Origin of the sequence: Chryseobacterium sp. 2TAF14 (assembly GCF_052115105.1) — a bacterium.
In the GTDB taxonomy this organism is placed as follows: domain Bacteria; phylum Bacteroidota; class Bacteroidia; order Flavobacteriales; family Weeksellaceae; genus Chryseobacterium.
This window is the reverse complement of sequence record NZ_JBFRGA010000259.1, coordinates 1-2,944: the sequence shown is the minus strand read 5'-3', so window position 1 is coordinate 2,944 and position 2,944 is coordinate 1. Positions and strand designations below refer to the sequence as shown.

Here is a 2,944-nt window from a genome sequence, read left to right as displayed (position 1 = left end):
CTATCAACATAGATGAGTTTATTGCCGTGAAAGGAATAAAAGCGATCGGAAACCAGTTTACGAAATTTAAAGTTAAAAATATCAACATCACCATTCCTGAACCTGAAGAAGAGGAGCCGGAAGTCTACGAAGAACCGGATTTTATACCTTCGGGAGATGATGAAGGCGGAACAATCGGGGATCTGTTTGATGGTGGTGAAAATGAAAATTAGAAAATATGAGTATCATTATTATAATTATTGCGATTACGGCAATTATAAGTTTTATTGCATTTAATAATCAGCAAATATTTGAAAAATATAAATTTAATGTTGGAGCAATTCAGCACAGAAAAGAATATGTAAGAATACTTTCTGCCGGATTTCTGCACGCAGATATCATGCATTTATTGTTTAATATGATGACATTGTATTTCTTCGGTCCTGTAATTTTACAAGGATTTGGAAATGTAGGATTTCTTATCATCTATTTCGGTTCTATTCTTTTGGGAAATATTTTTCATTATTTATTTACCAAAAACAGCCATGGTATTCTGCAATCGGAGCGAGTGGTGGAGTCTCCGGGATTTTGTTTGCGGCAATAGCATTAATGCCACAGATCGGAATTTATTTTTTCTTTATTCCTATTCCAATTCCGGGTTTTGTATTTGGATTATTGTATTTCAGTTATTCTGTTTACATGATGCTCAATCCCAAGCAATGGGATAATTTAGGACATGCAGCGCATTTGGGAGGTGCTTTTTTTGGATTGATTTATGCTGTAATCAATCAGCCACAAAGTGCAATTCATAATTCATTATTTATAGGAATCATGTCGCTCCCGCTGATTTATTTAGCGTACGAAATATTTGTAAGAAAAAGAATCAATTAGAATTTTTTAAGCTAAAATAAAAAAAGACTGTTTTCTATTAAAAAAAAACAGTCTTTTTTATTTTCTTGATAATTATTATTCAGCCCAGGCAATCGGAATATAAACATTCACAAAACCGTCTTGTCCAATATAAGATGGCGTTAATGTAATCGTAGTAGAACCGTAACCAACCCATCCTCCTTGTCCCTGATAAGCAGAGATTTCGTAAGTTCCTTCGGGAAGATCATAAAAATATCCTGGTAACTTTGCAAATCCGCCAGAATAAGTGATATATCCGTCATAAACATCACCTGTATTAACATTGGTTGCATAAATTCCGCCCATGTCATAAGCTCCGCTCATATAGTTTACTCCGTTTTGGGAAGTACCTACTTTTAGCTGATAAGTTTGTTGTTTTTTGCTGTTCTCAGTTTTATTGCCAAGATTCATTTCAGAATCTGTCAGAGTTGTCGCATCGTTAGTACAGCTGGTAATCGTAAATAAGACTCCGCAAGTAAGCAGAGCGCTCTTCATTAAATTTTTCATAAAAATAATTTTTGTTTGGTGAGATAAAATTAAGAATATAAAAAATAATAGAGATTTTGATTACAATTAACTTTATATGAATTTTTTTTAACCTATTTAATTCCAAAAATAAAACGGTCGTTTCCGCTCAGATCTTTAATCAATTCTGCTTCTCTAAATGTATTTTGATACAATTCTAAAGTTTCTTTTCCTAATTTCTGATTGATTTCCAAAAATAATAATCCGTTTTCATTCAGGTATTTCTTAGAATCTTCTGCAATTTTTCTGTAGAAAATCAAAGCATCTGAAGTGGGTGAAAACAATGCCATTTTAGGCTCAAATTCTTTTACAGAATCTGCGATCTCGTTTTCTTCATCAATCCCGATGTAAGGCGGATTTGAGATTATTACATCAAAATTTTTATTTAAATCTAAACTTAAATAATCCGCATGAATAAAATTGATTTCAAGCTGATGAAGATCTGCATTTCTTTTTGCTGTATTTAAAGCCTTTTCAGAAAAATCTATCGAAGTAACTTCTGCTTCCGGAAAATGCTTTTTTAAAACCAATGGAATAATTCCGCTTCCGGTTCCGATGTCCAGGATTTTGAGGCTAGAGTCGGAGAGTCGGAGAGTTTGAGAGTTTTTTTCTTCCGAAAAATCAGGGTTATTCACATCCCGAATTTCTGAGTCCGAATCTCTGAGTCCGAATCTCGTATCTCGTATCTCGTATCTCGTATCTCCAATCTTTTTAATAGCAAACTCCAGCAGTTCCTCCGTTTCCGGACGTGGGATCAAAACATTTTCATCTACAAAAATCTTCATTCCGTAAAATTCGGTTTCGCCCAGAATCTGCAAATAAGGTTTTCCGGTTTTTAATTCTGAAATAATTTGCTGAAATCTGTTTATATTTTCATTAGACAATTCCAGATCTGCAGATTGTCTTTGCTGAAAGGTGTTTAATGCTAAAATCTGTTCAGTAAAAATCTGAAATATAAATGTACTTTCAGAATCTGAGTAAATATCTGAAAGCGATTCTGAGAAATTCTTTTTAAGCTGTGATAATGTCATTATCTTGTAAAAACGAGTTTGGTATCTGTCGATTTTTCCTCATCAATTCTGTAGCCTTCATAGTTGAATGCTTTTACGTCATTCAATGTTTTTGCATTGGTTTCTGCACAGAATCTCACCACCAAACCTCTTGCATGTTTTGTATAAACTACAATTGTTTTGGGCTTTCCATCTTTCATTTCATAAAAATCAAAATCTACAACCTTATGATTAAGTTTTTTCCTGTCGACAACTTTTACATATTCATTACTCGCCAGATTCAGAAGAATTTCATTTTTCTTCATTTCAGAATTGAGTTGTTCTGTCACTTTCTCTGTCCAGAAATCATAAAGATTTTTGTTGTTTTCAAATTCAAAACTTCTACCCATTTCGAGGCGGTAGAGCATTACTTTGTCGGAAGGTTTCAATAAACCGTACAAACCGGAAAGAATTCTGTAGTTTTTCTGAAGATAATCAACCGCAGCTTTGTCTAATGTTTTTGCATCAAGTCCGCGATACAC

Annotated in this window: 4 protein-coding genes and 1 pseudogene; 2 read left to right on the top strand and 3 right to left on the bottom strand. The window is 33.5% G+C overall.

Annotated features, from left to right (window positions below):
- A partial coding sequence (locus tag AB4Y90_RS17095) for a hypothetical protein (protein WP_441558770.1) occupies positions 1 to 212 on the top strand: 212 nt, incomplete at its 5' end.
- A 5-nt stretch (positions 213 to 217) separates the two neighbouring features.
- Positions 218 to 870 (top strand): annotated as a pseudogene (locus AB4Y90_RS17090) (rhomboid family intramembrane serine protease).
- 75 nt (positions 871 to 945) lie between these two features.
- Here AB4Y90_RS17090 and AB4Y90_RS17085 read toward each other — a convergent pair.
- The 3 genes from AB4Y90_RS17085 to AB4Y90_RS17075 form a co-directional block, all read right to left on the bottom strand.
- Positions 946 to 1,395: a hypothetical protein gene (locus AB4Y90_RS17085; RefSeq protein ID WP_441558769.1), complete on the bottom strand. Its 450-nt coding sequence runs from the start codon at positions 1,393 to 1,395 to the stop codon at positions 946 to 948.
- Positions 1,396 to 1,487: 92 nt separating this feature from the next.
- A complete protein-coding gene (locus tag AB4Y90_RS17080; protein ID WP_441558768.1) occupies positions 1,488 to 2,444 on the bottom strand; it encodes a N5-glutamine methyltransferase family protein in 957 nt (318 codons plus the stop codon).
- The coding region (locus AB4Y90_RS17075; RefSeq protein ID WP_441558767.1) for a YaaA family protein at positions 2,444 to 2,944 on the bottom strand (501 nt) is incomplete at its 5' end. The genes AB4Y90_RS17080 and AB4Y90_RS17075, both read right to left, overlap by 1 nt.

Excerpts from the sequence above, each read along its gene's own strand:
- AB4Y90_RS17080 (WP_441558768.1), bottom strand. The coding sequence starts at position 2,444 with ATGACATTATCACAGCTTAAAAAGAATTTCTCAGAATCGCTTTCAGAT.
- AB4Y90_RS17085 (WP_441558769.1), bottom strand. The coding sequence starts at position 1,395 with ATGAAAAATTTAATGAAGAGCGCTCTGCTTACTTGCGGAGTCTTATTT.